This window comes from Bradyrhizobium sp. USDA 4486, from assembly GCF_054057995.1.
Window position 1 is genome coordinate 97,790 of record NZ_JBSRZV010000001.1, and the last position, 18,252, is coordinate 116,041.

17 protein-coding genes are annotated in these 18,252 nt (G+C 64.4%); 15 read left to right on the forward strand and 2 right to left on the reverse strand.

The window, feature by feature from the left end; genetic code table 11:
* Positions 1–94: 94 nt before the first annotated feature.
* The 15 genes from ACVWY3_RS00455 (at position 95) to ACVWY3_RS00525 (ending at position 17,205) form a co-directional block, all read left to right on the forward strand.
* On the forward strand, positions 95–913 hold the full coding sequence (locus ACVWY3_RS00455; RefSeq protein WP_456836694.1) for an ABC transporter ATP-binding protein: 819 nt from the start codon (positions 95–97) through the stop codon (positions 911–913).
* A complete protein-coding gene (locus ACVWY3_RS00460; RefSeq protein ID WP_456836695.1) occupies positions 913–1,701 on the forward strand; it encodes an ABC transporter permease in 789 nt (262 codons plus the stop codon). Before ACVWY3_RS00455 ends, ACVWY3_RS00460 begins: the two co-directional genes overlap by 1 nt.
* A 269-nt stretch (positions 1,702–1,970) precedes the next feature.
* Positions 1,971–2,996, forward strand: coding sequence for an ABC transporter substrate-binding protein (locus ACVWY3_RS00465; RefSeq protein WP_456836696.1), 1,026 nt, complete (start codon positions 1,971–1,973; stop codon positions 2,994–2,996).
* 29 nt (positions 2,997–3,025) lie between these two features.
* Positions 3,026–3,730, forward strand: coding sequence for an NUDIX hydrolase (locus tag ACVWY3_RS00470; RefSeq protein WP_456836697.1), 705 nt, complete (start codon positions 3,026–3,028; stop codon positions 3,728–3,730).
* A gap of 95 nt (positions 3,731–3,825) precedes the next feature.
* Positions 3,826–5,136 (forward strand): ABC transporter substrate-binding protein, encoded by a 1,311-nt coding sequence (locus ACVWY3_RS00475; protein ID WP_456836698.1) that lies wholly within the window; start codon positions 3,826–3,828, stop codon positions 5,134–5,136.
* A 30-nt stretch (positions 5,137–5,166) separates the two neighbouring features.
* On the forward strand, positions 5,167–5,937 hold the full coding sequence (locus ACVWY3_RS00480) for an ABC transporter ATP-binding protein (RefSeq protein ID WP_456836699.1): 771 nt from the start codon (positions 5,167–5,169) through the stop codon (positions 5,935–5,937).
* Positions 5,937–6,641, forward strand: coding sequence for an ABC transporter ATP-binding protein (locus ACVWY3_RS00485; RefSeq protein WP_456836700.1), 705 nt, complete (start codon positions 5,937–5,939; stop codon positions 6,639–6,641). The genes ACVWY3_RS00480 and ACVWY3_RS00485 overlap by 1 nt, the downstream gene beginning before the upstream one ends.
* Positions 6,642–6,646: 5 nt before the next feature.
* Positions 6,647–7,528, forward strand: a complete 882-nt coding sequence (locus ACVWY3_RS00490; RefSeq protein WP_456836701.1) for a branched-chain amino acid ABC transporter permease — start codon at positions 6,647–6,649, stop codon at positions 7,526–7,528.
* A complete protein-coding gene (locus tag ACVWY3_RS00495) occupies positions 7,525–8,544 on the forward strand; it encodes a branched-chain amino acid ABC transporter permease (RefSeq protein WP_456836702.1) in 1,020 nt (339 codons plus the stop codon). Before ACVWY3_RS00490 ends, ACVWY3_RS00495 begins: the two co-directional genes overlap by 4 nt.
* Positions 8,504–9,424, forward strand: coding sequence for a polyphosphate kinase 2 family protein (locus ACVWY3_RS00500; RefSeq protein WP_456836703.1), 921 nt, complete (start codon positions 8,504–8,506; stop codon positions 9,422–9,424). Before ACVWY3_RS00495 ends, ACVWY3_RS00500 begins: the two co-directional genes overlap by 41 nt.
* A gap of 971 nt (positions 9,425–10,395) precedes the next feature.
* Positions 10,396–12,726: a mechanosensitive ion channel domain-containing protein gene (locus ACVWY3_RS00505; RefSeq protein WP_456836704.1), complete on the forward strand. Its 2,331-nt coding sequence runs from the start codon at positions 10,396–10,398 to the stop codon at positions 12,724–12,726.
* A gap of 90 nt (positions 12,727–12,816) precedes the next feature.
* A complete protein-coding gene (locus ACVWY3_RS00510) occupies positions 12,817–13,815 on the forward strand; it encodes a tripartite tricarboxylate transporter substrate-binding protein (protein ID WP_456836705.1) in 999 nt (332 codons plus the stop codon).
* 470 nt (positions 13,816–14,285) lie between these two features.
* The gene (locus tag ACVWY3_RS00515; protein ID WP_456836706.1) at positions 14,286–15,938 is read left to right on the forward strand and encodes an NAD-dependent malic enzyme; all 1,653 of its coding nucleotides are present in this window, start codon (positions 14,286–14,288) and stop codon (positions 15,936–15,938) included.
* Positions 15,939–16,316: 378 nt separating this feature from the next.
* The gene (locus tag ACVWY3_RS00520; RefSeq protein WP_456836707.1) at positions 16,317–16,838 is read left to right on the forward strand and encodes a septal ring lytic transglycosylase RlpA family protein; all 522 of its coding nucleotides are present in this window, start codon (positions 16,317–16,319) and stop codon (positions 16,836–16,838) included.
* 211 nt (positions 16,839–17,049) lie between these two features.
* Entirely contained in the window at positions 17,050–17,205 is a 156-nt protein-coding gene (locus ACVWY3_RS00525) for a hypothetical protein (protein WP_235544433.1), read from the forward strand.
* A 352-nt stretch (positions 17,206–17,557) separates the two neighbouring features.
* Here the strand turns inward: ACVWY3_RS00525 and ACVWY3_RS00530 are convergent, their stop codons facing one another.
* Both ACVWY3_RS00530 and ACVWY3_RS00535 read right to left on the reverse strand, forming a co-directional pair.
* Positions 17,558–17,863, reverse strand: a complete 306-nt coding sequence (locus ACVWY3_RS00530; RefSeq protein WP_456836708.1) for a hypothetical protein — start codon at positions 17,861–17,863, stop codon at positions 17,558–17,560.
* Positions 17,864–17,976: 113 nt separating this feature from the next.
* Positions 17,977–18,252 carry a hypothetical protein gene (locus ACVWY3_RS00535; RefSeq protein ID WP_456836709.1) on the reverse strand — a complete coding sequence of 92 codons (276 nt, stop codon included), beginning with the start codon at positions 18,250–18,252 and terminating at the stop codon, positions 17,977–17,979.

The window sequence follows — 18,252 nt, forward strand, 5'->3', positions numbered from 1 at the left end:
GCACGGCAAGAGCCCATGCGTAGCACGCTTGACGGCTTGATTGAACTTGGCGGCGCGAGAGGCTAAGGCATCGGACCAAGTCTGGAGGAAACACATGACAACGCCCACGGCGGTGGCGCTGGAAGATGCCAAGGTCGCGTTCCGGCTCGCAGACGGGCGGGTCTATACGGCGGTGGAGCAGGCGCATCTCACGGTGGCGCAGGGCGAGTTCGTCGCCATCGTCGGGCCGACCGGCTGCGGAAAATCGACGCTGCTCAACGTCGCCGCCGGCCTGCTCAAGCCTGCCGCCGGCAGCGTCAAGATTTTCGACCGGCCGCTGGCGGGGCTGAACCGGGACGCCGGCTACCTGTTCCAGGCCGACGCGCTGTTCCCCTGGAAGACTGCGCTGGACAACGTCGCGATCGGGCTCGAGATCAAGGGCACGCCGCGCGCCGAAGCGCTGCCGCGGGCGCAGAAATGGCTGACATCCGTCGGCCTCGGCGCCTTCGCGGGCCGCTATCCGCACATGCTCTCCGGCGGCCAGCGCAAGCGCGTGGCGCTGGCGCAGGTGCTGATCCGCGATCCAAAGATCCTGCTGATGGACGAGCCGTTCGGCCCGCTCGATGCACAGACCCGGCAGGTGATGGGAAACCTGCTGCTCGACCTCTGGAATGCCGACCGCAAGGCCGTGCTGTTCGTGACCCATGATCTCGAAGAAGCAATCGCGCTCGCCGACCGCGTCGTGATCATGTCGGCCGGGCCGTCTTCGCGCATCATCGGCGACTGGCGCGTGAGCCTGCCGCGCCCGCGCGATATATTCGAGGTGCGGCTCGACAAGGAATTCCACGCGCTCCATCGCGAGATCTGGAGCGTGCTCAAGGACGAGGTGATGAAGGGTTACGCGCAATCCACCCATGCGGCGGAGGCGGTCTGATGTCGCGTCCGACGCTGTTCGCGCTGCAAGTCCTGGTCGCGGTCATCTGCATCGTGCTGTGGCAGGTGCTGTCCACCGTTCCGGTGTTCGGCAAGATCCTGCTGCCGCCGTTCTTCTTCTCCAACCCGTTCGACGTGTTCAGCCAGATCGTGAAATGGTTCGCTTCCGGCGTGATCTGGAAGCATCTCGGCATCACGCTCGCGGAATCGATCCTCGCCTTCGTGATCGGATCGCTCGGCGGCGTCCTCGTCGGCTTCTGGTTCGCGCGCCAGCCGCTGGTTGCCGCGGTGTTCGATCCCTACGTGAAGATGGTGAATGCGCTGCCGCGCGTCGTGCTCGCGCCGATCTTCGCGCTGTGGCTCGGCCTCGGCATCTGGTCCAAGGTCGCGCTCGGCGTGACGCTGGTGTTCTTCATCGTGTTCTTCAACGTCTATCAGGGCGTCAAGGAAGTCAGCCGCACCGTGCTCGACAACGGCCGGATGCTCGGCATGAGCGAGCGGCAACTGATGCAGCACGTCTACTGGCCGTCGGCGCTGTCGTGGATGTTTTCGTCGCTGCACACTTCCGTCGGATTCGCGGTGGTCGGCGCGGTCGTCGGCGAATATCTGGGATCGGCGGCGGGGCTCGGCTATCTGATCCAGCAGGCCGAAGGCGTGTTCGACGTCGCTGGCGTGTTCGCCGGCATGTTCGTGCTGTCGGCCTTCGTCATCCTGATCGACTTCGGGGTCACGCTGGTCGAGCGGCGGCTGCTGGTATGGCGGCCGACCGCGTCGGACGGGCGGGGCTAGGCGCAATGCGTCTTGCGGGAATTAGTGCGAGCTGAGGCGGCAGTTAACCTCTCCCGCAAGCAAGCGAGAGAGGCGGCGCGAAGCGCCGGGCAAAGGCGGCGGCGAGCGACAGGCCGGCAGCAAGGCGATTCATGGTGATCCTCCCCCACCAGGATTATTGTTGTGGGCCCATGCTATTGCGCCGAAAGGCCGATGGCCAGAGCCTCCGCCTGCGCTTCTCAAGCCCGTCCCTCTGCTCTATGGTGCGGCCGGCCGAACGGAGGAAACCAATGAAGAACACGATTGCCAGGCTCGCCGGCGCGCTGCTCGCGCTGACGCTCACCACCGGATTTGCCGCGGCGCAAAGCAAGGTTACCATCGCCGTCGGCGGCGGCGCCTGCCTGTGCTATCTGCCGACGGTGCTGGCGAAGCAGCTCGGCGAATACGAGAAGGCAGGCCTCAATGTCGAACTGGTCGACCTCAAGGGCGGCTCGGACGCGCTCAAGGCCGTGCTCGGCGGCAGCGCCGACGTCGTCTCCGGTTATTTCGACCATTGCGTCAACCTCGCGGCCAAGAAGCAGGAGCTTCAGGCCTTCGTGGTCTATGACCGCTATCCCGGCCTCGTGCTGGTTGTCGCCCCCTCGCGAACCAACGACATCAAATCGATCAAGGATCTTGCCGGCAAGAAGGTCGGCGTCAGCGCGCCCGGCTCCTCCACGGACTTCTTTCTGAAATATCTTCTGAAGAAGAACGGGCTCGACCCCGCCGGCACCGCCGTGATCGGCGTCGGCCTCGGCGCCACCGCGGTCGCCGCGATGGAGCAGGGCCAGATCGACGCGGCCGTGATGCTCGACCCCTCCGTGACCGTGCTCCAGGGCAGCCACAAGGATCTGCGCATCCTTTCTGACACCCGCACCCAGAAGGATACGCTCGAGACGTTCGGCGGCGAATATCCCGGCGGCGCGCTGTACTCGACGGCGGCCTGGGTTAATGGGCACGAGAAGGAGACGCAGGCGCTCACCAACGCGATGCTGGCCACGCTCGCCTGGATCCATTCACATTCGCCCGAGGAGATCATGGCGAAGATGCCGGATGAGATGGTCGGCAAGAACAAGGACCTCTATCTCGCCGCGCTGAAGAACACGATTCCGATGTTCTCCCAGACCGGCAAGATGGACCCGAAGGGCGCGGACGCCGTGCTCGCGGTGTTCAGCGTCGGCTCGCCAGAGGTCGCCAACGCCAAGATCGACGTCAGCAAGACTTTTACCAATAAGTTCGTCGACCAGGCCAAGAAGACCACGGGGAGCGCCAAATAACTGACGCGAACGCGTTGTAATCAGGCGTCATGACGTCACCTATCATTCATCGCGTCACGACGCTTGATCTTGCCGTGCGGCCGACGGTTTGGCCGTTTGCTGAGGAGCGCCGCGTCGAGATCGCGGCGCATTTCGCCGAGAAGCAGCGCGAGCGGCCGAAGATCTGGAACGGCCGCATCCTGCTCGGCCGCGATCCCGTGTTCGCGGACGGCCGTCTGGCCGCGACCTATTCCGAAGTGGATTTCGCAAGCTTCCTCGCCTGGCGCGACTGGGGATTTCCGGACCCCTCCGTGTTCAACGGTTTCGGCATGGGGGCGCTGCGCGCATCCGACGGTGCTTTCGTCATGGGCGAGATGGCGCCCCACACCGCCAATGCAGGCCGGATCTATTTCCCCTCGGGGACACCCGATCCGGGCGACGTCAGGGACGGCAGGCTCGATATTCCCGGCAGCGTCGTTCGCGAGCTCGAGGAGGAGACCGGGCTCACGGCCGACGATTATCGGGCCGAAGCGGATTGGCACTGTGTCGTCTCCGACCGTACGATTGCGATGATCCGGGTGCTCAACCTGGATATGCCGGGCGACGTTGCGCGCGCCCGGATCGAGGCCAATCTGGCGCGCGAGGCCGAACCGGAGCTGTCGGCCATTCATCTCGTGCGCGGGATGGATGATCTCACGCCGACCATGCCGCGATTTGTCACGGCCTTTATCGCGCAGCAGTTCGCATCGCGCTGATGCGCGAGGCTTGACATCGCTGCGCGCAGCCCATGTGATGGGCAAAAAAGCAAAAGTAACAAGACTGCAATGCACAATCGTCCAGGGAGGTTTAGATGCGCCTGCGCATGGCTGCCCGCTTGGTACGTGGGCTGTTGGTCGCGATAGCAGCGACGGGCTTGGCGGCATCCGCTGAGGCCCAAGAGAAGAAGATCAAGATCGGTGTCGTCTTTGATTTGACCGGGCCTCTCGCGGGCGGCGGCTCCGAGCTGAACTATGTCGGTACAAAGATCATCCTCGACCATTTCGCCAAGACGGGCGTCGAGGGCTACAAGGTCGAGGCCGTCTATGCCGACGCGCAGAGCAAGCCCGACATCGCCATCAACGAATCCGTCCGCCTGCTCGAGCAGGAGAAGGTCGACATGGTGCTCGGTTTCTTCTCCTCGGCGCAATGCGTGCCGGTCGCCGCGCGCGTCGAGCAGCTCAAGAAGTTCATGTGGATGACGACGTGCATCTCGTCGGCCGTGTTCAACGAGAAAGGCTACAAATATGTGTTCCGGCCACAGGCGAGCGGCGACCAGTTCGGCATGATGACGATGGATTTCATCGCGCAGAATGCCAAGACGAAGCTCGGCAAGGAGCCGGGCGAGCTGCGCGTCGCCATCATCCACGAGGACGGCGCCTATGGCGTCGACGTCTCCAAGGGCAACGAGGCCGGCGCGAAGAAGGCGGGCTTCAACGTCGTGCTCAAGGAAGGCTATTCGGCGACAGCGCCGGATCTCTCCGCGCTGGTGACCAAGCTGAAGCGCGCCAAGCCGGACGTCATCTTCCACACCGGCTACAACCCCGATATCACGCTCCTGCTGCGGCAGGCCCGCGAGCAGGGCCTGAAATTCGCTGCGCTGATGGGACATGGCGCCGGCTACGGCGTCTATGAGAAGCTCAAGGAGGGCATGGGCGCGGACGCCACCTATATCTTCAACACCGACCCGATCTCGATCTGGCTCGCCAACCAGAAGACGATGGACCCGAAGCTCGGGCCCGTCATCAAGATGGTCGGAGAGGAATTCGACAAGATCAAGCCCGGCGTCGCCATCCGCTCCGCTCATGTCGGCATCGGCGCGTCCAACACCTACGTCTTCATGAACGACGTGCTGCCGCGCGCGATCAAGACGTATGGCGGCGTCGATCCGGACGCACTGCGCAAAGCCGCGCTCGACACCGACATTCCCGAAGGCGGCACCATGCTCGGCTTCGGCGTCAAGTTCTACGGCGAGGGAACGCCGATGGCCGGGCAGAACGAGCGCTCCTTCCCGGTGGTGATCCAATACATCGACGACAAATCCTACGTAGTGTGGCCCAAGAGCCAGGCGCAGCGCGAAGCCGTGCTGCCGCTGCCGAAGGGCACCACCTACAGCAACCAGTAGCGCAATAGTTTTGACAAGGAGAGCGGGTCGGTGTTGGAAGTCAGCGGGCTGGTGAAACGGTTCGGCGGCTTCACCGCCGTCAACAACGTGTCGTTCAAGGTCGAGCAGGGCGAGATCCTCGGCCTGATCGGACCCAACGGCTCGGGCAAGAGCACGATCTTCAACATGCTATCCGGCACGCTGGCGCCGACCTCCGGTTCGATCCTGTTCGGCGGCTCCGAGATCGCGGGCCTCGCGCCGCACCGGATCGTCAACAGCGGCATCGGCCGCACCTTCCAGATCCCGCGCCCGTTCCGCCGGCTGACCATTTTCGAGAATGTCGCGCTCGCCGGTTTCTACGGCCAGGGCCGCCATAGCCGCGCCGGTGCGGAGGAGGCGGCCGAGCGATCGCTTGCGATGGTCGGCCTGCCGATCGATCGGCACGCCAGCGTCGATGGTCTCGGCGCCGCCGGCCTCAAGAAGCTCGAGCTCGCAAAGGCGCTCGCCACCGCGCCAAAGCTGCTGCTCGCCGATGAGAGCCTCGGCGGCCTCGACGAGGCCGAGATGGACCAGGCGGCCGACATGCTGCGCAACATCCGCGACGAGCTCGGCATCACCATCATCTGGGTCGAGCACATCATGGGCGTGCTGATGCGGGTCGTCGACCGCGTCATGGTGCTCGACCACGGCGAGAAGATCTCGGAAGGCCTGCCAAGCGCGGTCGCCGGCGATCCGCGCGTCATCGAGGTCTATCTCGGCACCGACGCCGAGACCACGCAGGCCGCGGCCGCCGAAGCGCGCCGCCGCGCGGGAGGGCAATGATGCTGGAGCTCCGCGGCGTCGATGCCGGCTATGGCACCTTCCAGGCGCTGTTCGACGTCGATCTCGACGTCAAGGCCGGCGAGGCCGTCGGCGTCATCGGCCCCAACGGCGCCGGCAAGACCACCCTGATGCGCGTCATCTCCGGCCTGATCCGTCCCACGCGCGGATCGATCAGGATGGAGGGCGTCGATGTTGTCGCAAGGCCGCCGCACAAGATCGTCAGCCTCGGCATTGCCCACGTTCCCGAGAACCGGCGGCTGTTTCCGCAGCTGACGGTTGACGACAATCTCAAGATGGGCGCCTTCATGAAGGAGGCGCGCGGCCATTATGCCGAGCGGCTGGAGGTCGTGTTCGACCTCTTTCCGCGGCTCAAGGAGCGCCGGCATCAGATGGCCGGCACCATGTCCGGCGGCGAGCAGCAGATGTGTGCGATCGGCCGCGCGATGATGTCCAATCCGAAGCTGCTGCTGCTGGACGAGCCCTCCGCCGGGCTTGCGCCGGTCGTGGTGCAGCAGGTGTTCGAGCTGGTGAAGCGGATCCGTGCCAGCGGGCTGACGGTGCTGATCGTGGAGCAGAACGTGCAGCAAGTGCTGAAGGTGGTCGATCGCGCCTATCTGATCGAGGCGGGCACGATCCGGGCGTCGGGCACCTCGGCCGAGATGCTGGCGAGCGACACGGTCAAGGAAGCGTATCTCGGGGTGTGAGGCTCATGCAGGCGTTCCTGGATGTTTTCGATATCTACCTGCTGGAGGCCGTGATCAACGGCATCCTGCTCGGCGGCGTGCTGGCGCTGCTCGCGCTCGGGCTCAACTTGATTTTTGGCGTCATCGACGTGACCTGGATCTGCTACGCCGAGCTCGTGATGATCGGCATGTACGCCATGTACTTCATGGTGCAGTATTACGGCGTCAGCTATTTCGTCGCCGCGCCGCTCACGATCCTGCTGGTCGCGCTGCTTGGCGCGCTCCTGCATTACCTCGTCATCGCACCGCTGCTCACAGCGCCACCAATCAACCAGTTGCTTGCGACCGGCGGCGTGCTGTTCGTGCTGCAGAGCTTTGCCACCGTCGCCTTCGGCATCGATTTCCGCAATCTCGGCATCCGCCTGCCGGTGCTGGCCTTCGGCGACATGAATTTCAGCTACGCCCGACTGCTCTCGTTCCTCGCCGCGCTGGTCGGCATGGTCGCAGTCTATCTGTTCATGACACGCACCTTCACCGGCACCGCGATCCGCGCCATCTCGCAGGACCGGCAGATCATGGCGCTGATGGGTGTCGACACCAAGCGGATCTATCTCATCACCTCCGCGCTCGGCGGCGCGCTGGCCGGGCTCGCCGCTTGCCTCCTGGTGCTGCAATATGACGTGCATCCCTTTGTCGGCCTCTCGTTCGGGCCGATCACCTTCCTGATCTGCGTGCTCGGGGGCCTCGGCAATTTCATCGGCGGCTTCATCGCGGCCTTCGTGTTCGCCGAGATCATCTCGCTCGGCGGCCTGTTCTCCGATCTCGAATGGGGCTATGTGCTCGCCTTCGCCTTCTTCATCGTGATGATGTTCATCCGGCCCGCGGGCCTGCTGGCGAGGCGCCGATGACGGGGCAGGGGCGTCTCACCGCATGGGGGATCGGACTGGCGGTGCTGGTCGCGCTGCCGTTCGTCTATCGCGACCCCTATCATCTGCACATCCTGGTGCTGATCCTGATCTGGTCGTTCGCCTATACGTCCTGGTCGATGATGGGACGGTTCGGCCTCGTCTCGCTCGGCCATGGCGGCTTCATGGGGATCGGCGCCTATGTCACCGCGCTGTTGTGGAATCATCTGGGCCTGTCGCCCTGGATCGGCATTCCCATCAGCATGGTCGCGGCCGGCGCGCTGGCGCTGATCGTCGGCTATCCCTGCTTCCGCTTCCGCATCACCGGGCACTATTTCGTGCTGGTGACGCTGGCGCTCTCAGGCATCGTGCTCCAGGTCATCACGGCGACGCGTGACTATACCGGCGGCTCGCTCGGCTACACCCCGAACCGGGCCTCCGGCAACAAGCTGCTGGCCCTGCAGTTCGACGACAAGACCACCTGGTACTTGGTCGCGCTCGCGGCCTGGTTGTTCGGCATCGTGGCCTGGCACTGGATCGACCGCAGCATGGCGCGCTATGCGCTGGAGGCGATCTCGGAGGACGAGGACGCCGCGGCCGCCGCCGGCGTCAACGTCACCGCGGAGAAGCTGAAGATCACGCTGCTCAGCGCGCTGATGACGGCGCTCGCCGGCGCGATCTACTGCCAATACCAGATGTTCATCACGCCCGACACGGTCAGCGGCATCGCGGTGTCGCTGCAGATGGTATTCGCCGCCATCGTCGGCGGCCTGTTCGTCTCGCTCGGCCCGACCTTCGGCGCGATCATCACGATCCTGCTGGCCGAGACCCTGCGCATCGGCTTCGGCACCAAGGCGGTCGGCTGGGACAACCTCGTCTACGGCGTGCTGCTCGTGCTCTTCATCATATTCCTTCCCAAGGGCATCCTTGGTAGCTTGCTCGACCGATTGAAGCCCCAACGCAAGGTGCCCCGCGCTCATGAGCAAGAAGCCGTCCAGATCGCTCGCCCAGGAACTTGACCGCTACATTGCGCCCTTCCGCTACGACGGATCGGGCAAGTTTCACCTCAAGGACTACAAGACGAACGAGAAGGGCGATCTCGACAAGGAGAAGGCGCAGGAGCTTCTCGACGCCAACAAGAAGCGGCTGGTCGACTTCCAGGAGAAGCTCTACGCCCAGGACCGCTGGTCGCTGCTGATCGTGTTCCAGGCCATGGACGCCGCCGGCAAGGACAGTGCGATCAAGGCGATCTTCGAGGGCATCAATCCGCAAGGCTGCGAGGTCACCGCCTTCAAGGCGCCGAGCAGCAAGGAGCTCGATCACGATTTCCTTTGGCGCCACGTCGTCGCGCTGCCCGAGCGCGGCCATATCGGCATCTTCAACCGCTCGCATTACGAGGAATGCCTGGTGACGCGCGTGCATCCGGAAATCCTCGCCAAGCAGAAGCTGCCGCAGAAGCTCGTGACCAAGAACATCTGGAAGGAGCGGTTCGAGGACATCGCCGCGTTCGAACGTTACCTCACGCGTAACGGCACCGTGGTGCTGAAGTTCTTCCTCAACCTCTCCAAGGACGAACAGCGCGAACGTTTTCTCGACCGCCTGGAGATTCCGTCCAAGCAGTGGAAGTTCTCCATGGACGACATCAAGGAGCGCGCGCTGTGGCCGCGTTACCAGGCGGTCTATCAGGACATCGTCCGGCACACGGCAACGCCGCATGCGCCGTGGTACGTCGTGCCGGCCGACCACAAATGGTTCGCGCGCGTCGTGATCGGCTCGGTGATCAATGCCGCGCTCGAAAAGCTCGATCTGCGCTTCCCGCGCGCCGACAAGGCCTCGCTCGAGGAATTCAAGGCGGTGCGCAAGGCGCTTGAGAAGGAGGGAAAGGACGGCAAGAAGTGACGGTGAACGGCGGCTGCGACAGCATGCGAGAACAGAAATCGAAAACAACCCCATGCACAGTAGCCGGTGACAGCGGAATCAATGGCTTGGCCGACTGGCGTGATGTCGTTGCGGATTTTACGAAATTGGCTTGACGCGTCGGGCAAAACAGGGGCATGATGGCATCATCGCAGCAGGTCGAGCTCGGATCTTGCGAGGGGGGCGAAGCGACTTGTCCTTCGTAACTCGAAGAGCGAAGGCGGAGGCATGCCCACCATTTTTTATCTCGACGAGTGGTGGGCACAGAGCAAGTGCGCCTTTGCCCACGCTACGATTGTGCGAGACGATCGTTCGCAGCGCCGCTAACGTTGCGGCCGAAGGAACTCGCGCTAAATGTGATCCCGTGCGCCTTTGATCCCGCTTGACAGTTTTGCGGCACGGGAGGAGCATCGTCACGGTCGCAAACAAGCGACGCCAAACGTCCACATCAGAGCAAGGGGAGGTCTATGACGCCACCTCCGCAAATCCAGCCGCGTTAATTGCGATGGAGCTCGTTCGGACTATCGCATAGCGGCGAAAACCGCGAACGGCACGCCGGGACAAGGTTTAGCGGGCCGCATCAGTGAGGCAAGGCCCCTACCGTCCCGGCGCTGTATTTCGATCGCGCTTGATGACGCGCTGAACGCTGTGGATGGCCGTGACGAGGCCGACCGGCGTGTTTGACATCCTGTTTTCTCTCCTCCTCCTCGCCGTCATTCCGGGCCGAACCCCGGAATGACGGGAGAGATTTGGCGCGTCTCGCACGGCGAAGCCGGGCCGCGGACGTTCGCAGTTCCCATTCCTGCACTGCGGCAAATGCCAAGAGAAAGTCGCCTCATTGGCCAATTTCCGACACAGCGCCGGGGCGAATGACGACGGTCCGACATGACGCAGTGCTTCGGCGGGGGCGATGCCGACTCCGCCGGCGCATTCATTTTTTCCAGGGAACCATCGTGTCGCATAAGCTTGTCCCGGCGCTCCTCGCCGCTCTGTTCCTCGCGATCTCGTCGTCCTGTGTCGCCCACGCCGAGCCGCCCGGTCCGGCCGCCAATCATGCGGCCGCGTTGTCGCCTGACGAGGCGAAGCGCGCGCTGGAAACGCTCCAGGACGACAAGAAGCGCGCGCAGATGATCGACACGTTGCGCGTGATCGCGAACGCATCCGGTCCGCAGCAGTCCGCGCCCGAGCAGACATCGCCAATCCCGCTCTCGGCGGACGGTCTCGGCGCGCAGCTCCTGCTCACGGTGTCGGAGCAGATCGGCGAGATCTCGCGCGAGATCGCCAGCATGGCGCGGACGCTGACGCATTTCCCGGCGTTCTATTACTGGATCGTGCGCACCGCCAATGATCCCGCCGCCTACAATCTGCTGATCGAGATCGCCTGGAAGCTCGCGCTTGTGCTCGGCTGCGCGCTCGCGGCCGAATGGGCGATCTTCCGCCTGATCCGGCGTCCGGTGGCGTTCCTTGAGGGGCGCGTGCCGCAAACCGCGCGCGTGCCGGTGCAGGCGCTGCCGATCGCCGATCCGCCATCGTCGGTGGCCGACGTGACGCCGGCGCCCGAATTGCAGAAGCGACGCCATAGCCTCGCGCGCGTCTGGCAATTGCTGCTGCGGCTGCCCTTCGTGCTCGGCCGCCTGCTGCTCGAGCTGCTGCCGGTGTTCGTGTTCATCGGTGTCGCCACCGCCTTGCTCGGCACCGAGATCGGGGATCCCGTCATCGTCCGTTTCGTGATCCTCGCGGTCGTCAACGCCTATGCATTCTCGCGCGGGCTCATCTGCGTCGTCCGCGCGCTGGCCGGGCCGTTCGGCTTGTTTCCGGTGCGCGCCGAGACCGCGGCCTATATCGAGATCTGGGCGCGCCGCATCGTCGGCGTCGGTGTCTCCGGCATCGCCTTTGCCAATGTGGCGCTGCTGCTCGGACTGCACCGCGCCGGCTATGCCGCGCTGCTGCGCATGGTGATGCTGGTCGTGCATCTCTTCATCGTCGTCATCATCCTGCAATGCCGCCGCCAGGTCGCCGAGGCCATCCGCGCGCCGGCCGAGCGGCAGGGCATCGCCGCCCGCCTGCGCAACCGCATCGCCGCCGGCTGGCACTACCTTGCCATCGCGCTCGACCTCGCATTGTGGGCGGTGTGGGCGCTCAATATCCGCAACGGCTATTCGCTGCTGCTGCAATATTTCGTCGGCACCATCGCGGTGGCGCTGATCACGCGCGTCGCGATCATGGTGACCCTGAGCCTGATCGACCGCGGCTTCCGCATCAGGCCGGAGATCCTCCAGCGCTTTCCGGGCCTCGAGGTCCGCGCCAACCGCTATCTGCCGCTGCTGCGCAGGATCGTCTCCGGCGTGATCGCCTTCATCGGCTTCGTCGCCGTGCTCGAAGTCTGGGGCGTCGATGCCATCGTCTGGTTCTATGGTGGCCAGATCGGCAGCCGGCTGATCTCGGCGGTGGTGACGATCGGATTGGCCGCGTTTATCGCGGCGGCAATCTGGGAAGCCAGCAATGCGCTCCTGGACCGCCAGATCAATTCGCTGTCGCGAGACGGGCACTACGCCCGGGCCGCGCGCCTGCGCACCTTCCAGCCGATGCTGCGAACTGCCTTGCTCTGCCTGATCGCCGCCGTCGTAGGCCTCACCGCGCTGAGCGAGATCGGCGTCAATGTCGCACCGCTGCTGGCCGGTGCCGGCATCGTCGGCATCGCCATCGGCTTCGGCTCGCAGAAGCTGGTGCAGGATCTCATCACCGGGCTATTCCTGCTGCTGGAGAACACGGTCCAGGTCGGCGACACCGTCAGCGTCTCGGGTCTCTCGGGCGTCGTCGAGAACGTCTCGATCCGCACCATTCGCCTGCGCGCCGGCGACGGCGCCGTGCACATCGTGCCGTTCAGCGCGGTCACCACCATCACCAATGCCAGCCGCGGCGCCGGCAATGCCTCGGTCAGCGTCAATGTCGCCTACAAGGAGGACACCGATCGCGCCGGCCAGATCCTCAAGGACATCGTCGACGAGATGCGGCGCGAGCCGGAGTTTCGCGCGGCGATCCGCGGCGACCTCGAATTGTGGGGTATCGACAAGGTCGACGGCGCCATGGTCTCGATCGTCGGTCAGATCCGCTGCACCGAGGCCGGCCGCTGGCCGGTCCAGCGCGAATTCAACCGCCGCATGAAGCTGCGCTTCCAGCAGCACGGCGTCGAGATCGCATCGCCGGTCCAGACGATCCTGATGCAGATCGCGCCGCCCGCGGATGGCGCGGCCAATCTGACGCCGCGGCGGGCGGCCGGATAAGTTCTGGCTTGCCTCTGCCCGTGCGGCAGCGTTCACTCCGGCTCCGGCCCGCGGACAACATGCGGGTGGCAAAAAGGGTGGGAGAGAACGATGCGGGGGCTGTGGGCCGGATTGCGCGGTCATGTGATCGTTATTTGCGCGTTGCTCGGATGCGGGGCGTGGAGCTCACCCGTCAGCGCGCAGCCCTTTCCGTCGCGTCCCATCACCCTTGTCGTGCCGTTCGCGGCGGGCGGCCCGACCGACACGCTGGCGCGGATCCTGTCGGAGCGGATCGCGGCCGAGCTGCACACCACGGTCGTGGTCGAGAACGTCGCCGGCGCCTCCGGAAGCATCGCCGGCGCCCGCGTCGCGCGCGCGACGCCTGACGGCACGACGATCACCATCGGCCATTGGGGCACGCATGTGCTCAACGGGGCGATCTTCAAGCTGCCCTATGATCTTCTCGCCGATTTCGAGCCGGTCGCGACCATCGCGATGGGCACGCAGCTCATCGTTGGCCGCAAGTCGCTTGAGGCCAACAATCTGAAAGAGATGATCGCCTGGCTGAAGGCCAACCCCGGCAAGGCCACCGCCGGCACCGCCGGTGCGGGCACGGGCGCGCACGTCGCCGGCGTCTTCTTCAAGGAGAAGACCGGCACCGACTTCCAGTTCGTGCCCTATCGCGGCGCAGGACCTGCGATGATCGATCTCGTCGCCGGCCAGATCGACATCATGTTCGACCAGGCTTCGAACTCGCTGCCGCAATACAAGAACGGCGCGATCAAGGCGTTCGCGGTGACATCGCCGACGCGGCTTGCGTCCGCGCCCGACATTCCGACCGTCGACGAGGCGGGGCTGCCCGGGCTCTACATCTCCTATTGGCACGGCATCTGGGCACCGAAGAACACGCCGAAAGATATCGTCACAAAGCTCAACGCGGCGATCGTCACTGTCCTCGCCGATCCCGCCGTCAAGCAGCGCTTCTCCGAACTCGGGCAGGAGATTCCGCCGCTCGAGCAGCAGACGCCCGCGGCGCTCGCGGCCTTCCAGAAGGCGGAGGTCGAGAAATGGTGGCCGATCGTCAAGGCTGCCGACATCAAGCCGGAGTAGTTGCGCTGCGCCGCATGGATTTCACGAGAATTGTCTGCGGGCTTGCTCCGCCTCTTCCGCTTGCGGGAGAGGCCGACGCGCTCGCAGAGCGCGGCGGGTGAGGGCTCTTTCCTCTGGGAGATTATCCCGTTGCGGAGACACCCTCTCCCCAACCCTCTCCCGCAAGCAAGCGGGAGAGGGAGCCCGGTGCGGATGCCGCCGCATCGTGCAAGCCTTATGCGATTGCCCTGGACTTGCGGGAGAGCATAGGCCGCTCGGCCGCCGTCCTTGCAGGGGACGCCGAGGCGCAGCCTCGGCTATCGCGCGCCCCGGGCGATGCGAAGCATCGTCCCGCGCGCGGCGGATCGTTCTCGGAAACCTCGCTGCGGTGCGAGATCACAATCGACGCCGGGATGCCTGCGTCCTTGATCTCGGGTGAGCACTGGCCGACAATGGCCGCCCTTCAATAAGAAACTTCCTGGGGGAAATTCGTGAATAGACCTGCTCGGGTCAGCGCCCATTCGACATCATCCGACGCCGCGCAAGGCATGACGCTGCTGCGCGATCCCTTGCTCAACAAGGGCACCGCCTTCACCGAAGCGGAGCGCGCTGCGCTCGGCCTGCGCGGCCTCTTGCCGGCTTGCGTGCTGACGATGGAGACGCAGGTGGAGCGCGTGCTGACCAATCTGCGCGCGCTGCCCACGGATCTCGAAAAATACGTCGCGCTGAATGCGCTGCATGACCGCAACGAGGCGCTGTTCTTCCGCGTCGTCGTCGACAATATCGACGAGATCCAGCCGATCATCTACACGCCGACGGTCGGGCTCGCCTGTCAGAAATACGGCCTGATCTTCCAGCGGCCGCGCGGCATGTTCATCTCTTCGCGCGATCGCGGCCAGATCGTGGACATCCTGAAAAACTGGCCGTATCCCGCAAAGCTCATCGTCGTCACCGACGGCGAGCGCATCCTCGGCCTCGGCGATCTCGGCGCCAACGGCATGGGCATTCCGGTCGGAAAACTCTCGCTCTATTCGGCCTGTGCCGGCGTGCATCCCGAGCAATGCCTGCCGATCCTGCTCGACGTCGGCACCAACAACGAAGAGCTCTTGAACGATCCCTATTATATCGGCTTGCGCGAGCGCCGGCTCACGGGCGAGGCCTATGACAGTTTCGTCGACGAGTTCATGCAAGCGGCGCGAAAGACGTTCCCGGGCGTGCTGATCCAGTTTGAGGACTTCGCCAATCATTCTGCGTTCAAGCTGCTGCACAAATATCGCGACGAGGCCTGCGTCTTCAACGACGACATCCAGGGCACCGCGGCGGTGGCGCTCGCGGGCCTGTTCTCGGCGCTGCGTGTCTCCGGCGGCAAGCTGAGGGACCAGCGCATCCTGTTCCTCGGCGCGGGGGAAGCGGCGACCGGCATCGCCGATCTCGTAGTCTCCGCCATGATGGCGGAGGGCGCGTCGGAAGCCGAAGCGCTCCGCCGCAACTGGCTGGTGGATTCCCGCGGTCTGGTCGTTGGCGGCCGTGACGGCCTTCACGGCCATAAGCTGCGCTATGCCCATGCTGGCCAGGCACCGATCGCCGACTTCCTCACCGCCATCAAGACGCTGAAGCCGACGGCGATCATCGGCGTTGCGGCCGTCGGCGGCGCCTTCACACCCGACGTGCTCAAGGCGATGGCCGAGCTCAATGAGCAGCCGATCGTGTTCGCGCTCTCCAACCCGACCTCGAAGGCGGAATGCTCGGCGGAGGATGCCTACCGCTATACCGAGGGCCGCGCGCTGTTCGCCTGTGGCAGCCCGTATAATCCGGTGAAGCTGAACGGCCGCACCTTCGTGCCGCGCCAGGGCAACAACTCCTACATCTTCCCCGGCGTCGGTCTCGGCGTCATCGCCAGCCGCTCGCGCCTCGTCACCGACGAGATGTTCATGGCCGCGGCCCATACGCTCGCCGATTGCGTCGGCAAGGACGACCTCTCGCAGGGCAGTCTCTACCCCGCGCTGCCTCGCATCCGCGAGGTGTCGGCGCGGATTGCCGCGGCGGTGGCGGATGTCGCCTATCAGCGGGGGCTTGCGGACGGACCTGCGCCGAACGATGTGAAGGCGCTGGTGCAATCGCAGATGTACGAGCCGGCGTATTGACGTCGCCACATCCAGAGCGACGCGATTAGTGGACATTCCCACACCGTCATGGCCGCGCTTGTCCCGGCCATCCACGCCTTGCTCCCCGGGCACGACGAACGTGGATGCCCGGGACAAGCCCCGGGCATGACGACCTTCAGAAACCCCGTCAGGTCGGCCCAGCACTATTCCAGCTGAAACCGCCCGGATGCGCATCCGATGATTTTGCGGGTCGTATCGGGCTGATCTTTCCGCACATCTTGTCCCGATTTGGGACAGCGACTGTGGTGGAATCGTCACAGCTGGCTCGAAAGGAGCGTGGCCGCAAGGCCGCTTTTGTTCCGACAAGGTTCTGCCCTCATTGCCCAACGAAACTTGGGGTTGTTCGGAGGGCGCATCATGTCTCGCATTGCAAGTGCCGAAACTGCCCGGATGTCGCTGGCAACCTCGAGCCGGTTGCTCCTCGTCACCGTCGCTGCCGCTTCGCTCGCCGCGTGCGCGCAGTCGCCGGTCGGCCGCCAGAGGGCGGATCTCGGTACCAGCCGGCAGGCCACGATCGAGCGGCCGCACCGGGTGGCTGCGCTGCATTCGCGGCCGATCAGCCGGGCGCGCGTTCCTGATAAAACTCGCGAGGCAAAGCAAAGCGCCTCGCATGGCGTTGCCAGCTTCTATTCGGATACCGAGACCGCGAGCGGAGAGAAGTTCGACAAGAACGAACTGACTGCGGCCCATCCGACCCTGCCGTTCGGCACCAAGCTTCGCGTCACCGATGTTTCCTCCGGCCGCTTCGTCACCGTCAGGGTCAACGATCGCGGGCCGTTCGTTCGCGGACGCGTGGTCGACATCTCGCCGTCCGCGGCCGAGGCGCTCGGCATGGTCGACAAGGGCATCACCAATGTTCGGCTCGACGTCGTGCGATAGAGCATGATCCGGACCCGAAGGGCCGCGTTAGCGCAAAGTGTGCAGCGCTTTTCCCTCGCGACAAACGCGGAACGCGTTTGCGCGGAGATCATGCTCAAACAATTAAGCCGCGATTCATCGAGCTGAGACGCGCCGCGCTTAACCGGCTGTTAGCTGCTTCTCGCGCAACATGGCTGCCCAAACAATTCGGGGCTGTTGGGGAGGCGGACGCTTGAACACGATCCAGTATCTCGAAGATCAGGCTGCGCGCGCCGAGCGGCTCGCCAAACGGATCACGGATACGCTCACGATCGAAAAGCTGCTGACCTTCGCCGGCGAACGCCGCCGCGAGATCGAACTCATCGCCGGCAAGTACCGGCGGGCATAACTCAGGCAATCCATGCACTGAACGCATTCCCTCTCTCTTCGAGGCGCGGAACTTCTTTTCGCCTGCTGCGTCGTCTGGACGAGGCAAGAGGAGGAGGACATCATGGGTTTTGGAAGAGGTGCTTTGCTTTGGCTGCTTGGCGTGCCGTTGCCGGTTATCCTGCTGCTGGCATTGTTCTGGCACCACTAAAGCGCGATGAGATCTTTGGCTTGTTGATTGCGCATGATCTTTTCGGAAAACCGCCACGCACTTTTCCGGATCATGCTCTCTAAGGCTGGGACACGAAAAGCGCCGCGGGAGCGGCGCTTTTTTGTTGCGCGCGATTTGAAGCGCAGAGAAGCAAATGACGCGATCAGGTGTGGCTCTCGACGAAGTCGCTGAGATAGTCGGGCAGCGTCACGCCATCGATGTCGCAGCGCGCCTGGATCTCGCCTGCGACGTCGGTAGAGATGTCCTTCATCCAGTGCTCGAGCGTGTTGAAGGAAATCACCTTGACGGGATCGTTGAAGCAGCCGGCGACGAGCTCGCCGATGGTGGCTTCGAGATCGCTGCGCTCGACACGAATTTCGGTTGCCTGGTCGAGGCGATCGATTACCACGAAGAGGGTCTGATCTGCGCCATAAGGCACGATGGAAGATGGTACGCCGGCTTCAAGCATCTTGAGGCACTCGTCTTGACTTCCGATCCATATTAACGGGAAAAATCGGAAGAAGGTTCCTGCCTTGATCGGAAGCTTGTCGCGCGCGTGCAGCTTTCGGCGCCTGCACGCAATCAGAGAAATTCCCGCAAGCGCGACAGCTCGGCGACGTGCTCGGGCGAGAGGACATCCGTCACCAGCGACGGCTGCGCCGTCGTGCGGATCTCATAGAGATGCCTGGTCGCCGCCGGCTTGCCCATGAAAGCGGAGATGCACTGATCGAGCGTGCCCTCGCTCACCTGATAGGAGTCCCTGTCCGGCCGGCGCTGGTTCGCCAGCGACGGCCATTTGTGCAGCACCGCCAGCGCGTTGAAATCGACCTTTGAACCTGCAACTGATGCGTCCCTCAT

Excerpts from the sequence above, each read along its gene's own strand:
- ACVWY3_RS00455 (WP_456836694.1), top strand. The coding sequence starts at position 95 with ATGACAACGCCCACGGCGGTGGCGCTGGAAGATGCCAAGGTCGCGTTC.
- ACVWY3_RS00460 (WP_456836695.1), top strand. The coding sequence starts at position 913 with ATGTCGCGTCCGACGCTGTTCGCGCTGCAAGTCCTGGTCGCGGTCATC.
- ACVWY3_RS00465 (WP_456836696.1), top strand. The coding sequence starts at position 1,971 with ATGAAGAACACGATTGCCAGGCTCGCCGGCGCGCTGCTCGCGCTGACG.
- ACVWY3_RS00470 (WP_456836697.1), top strand. The coding sequence starts at position 3,026 with ATGACGTCACCTATCATTCATCGCGTCACGACGCTTGATCTTGCCGTG.
- ACVWY3_RS00475 (WP_456836698.1), top strand. The coding sequence starts at position 3,826 with ATGCGCCTGCGCATGGCTGCCCGCTTGGTACGTGGGCTGTTGGTCGCG.
- ACVWY3_RS00485 (WP_456836700.1), top strand. The coding sequence starts at position 5,937 with ATGCTGGAGCTCCGCGGCGTCGATGCCGGCTATGGCACCTTCCAGGCG.
- ACVWY3_RS00490 (WP_456836701.1), top strand. The coding sequence starts at position 6,647 with ATGCAGGCGTTCCTGGATGTTTTCGATATCTACCTGCTGGAGGCCGTG.
- ACVWY3_RS00495 (WP_456836702.1), top strand. The coding sequence starts at position 7,525 with ATGACGGGGCAGGGGCGTCTCACCGCATGGGGGATCGGACTGGCGGTG.
- ACVWY3_RS00500 (WP_456836703.1), top strand. The coding sequence starts at position 8,504 with ATGAGCAAGAAGCCGTCCAGATCGCTCGCCCAGGAACTTGACCGCTAC.
- ACVWY3_RS00510 (WP_456836705.1), top strand. The coding sequence starts at position 12,817 with ATGCGGGGGCTGTGGGCCGGATTGCGCGGTCATGTGATCGTTATTTGC.
- ACVWY3_RS00520 (WP_456836707.1), top strand. The coding sequence starts at position 16,317 with ATGTCTCGCATTGCAAGTGCCGAAACTGCCCGGATGTCGCTGGCAACC.
- ACVWY3_RS00530 (WP_456836708.1), bottom strand. The coding sequence starts at position 17,863 with ATGCTTGAAGCCGGCGTACCATCTTCCATCGTGCCTTATGGCGCAGAT.
- ACVWY3_RS00535 (WP_456836709.1), bottom strand. The coding sequence starts at position 18,252 with ATGAGGGACGCATCAGTTGCAGGTTCAAAGGTCGATTTCAACGCGCTG.